This window comes from Pseudomonas sp. EL_65y_Pfl1_R83 (assembly GCF_963970695.1).
Classification (GTDB): domain Bacteria; phylum Pseudomonadota; class Gammaproteobacteria; order Pseudomonadales; family Pseudomonadaceae; genus Aquipseudomonas; species Aquipseudomonas tritici.
In genome coordinates, this window is sequence record NZ_CAXAQI010000179.1 from 1 (window position 1) to 563 (window position 563).

Sequence of the window (563 nt, forward strand, 5' to 3'; positions counted from 1 at the left end):
GAAGCTGGGCGGCGACAAGGCGGGCACGATCACGCCGGCCGCGATGAGCACAGGCCCGACAGCGCCTGACTTCAAGAACGATCCCACCCTCTCGGCCGCATCGCTGCGGATCGGTGCCGAGCCGCCCGCGATCGAGCTGCCCTTCCCCGAGAAAGACATCGGACTGGAGCTATGACCATGCCCACTACGCCCCTCACCCTCGAACATGTGCTCGCGATCAAGCATTGGCATCCGTGCGACCTCAATACGCACACGCTTGCCGAGTGCAGCCGCCTCGCGCAGCACGACCACGCGCTGCAATGGGGCGCCGAGACACTGGCCATGGCCTCCGTCTTGGCGCTGACCTACGCCGTCCTTGTGCCGGTCACCCGAGCGCTGCGGGCATCGCGTTCCGTCGCGGATGTGCCGGCATGAGCCTCTCCGATCGCGACTTCATGCGTGCGCGGCCGACCGGGCGCACCATCCGCCTCGACGCACCGCCAGACGGCGCAATCGAGGGAGCGGGGTGCGAGCCACCACGTCCGCAGCAGACGCCGCAGGAGCGCTTGTCGCCGGCGCAGGGT

The 563-nt window shown here is 68.9% G+C and carries 1 protein-coding gene; it reads left to right on the plus strand.

All coding sequences use genetic code 11. From position 1 onward, the window contains the following. Positions 1-177 precede the first annotated feature (177 nt). Positions 178-414 (plus strand): hypothetical protein, encoded by a 237-nt coding sequence (locus AACY08_RS28285; protein WP_299111971.1) that lies wholly within the window; start codon positions 178-180, stop codon positions 412-414. The last annotated feature ends 149 nt before the right edge of the window (positions 415-563 follow it).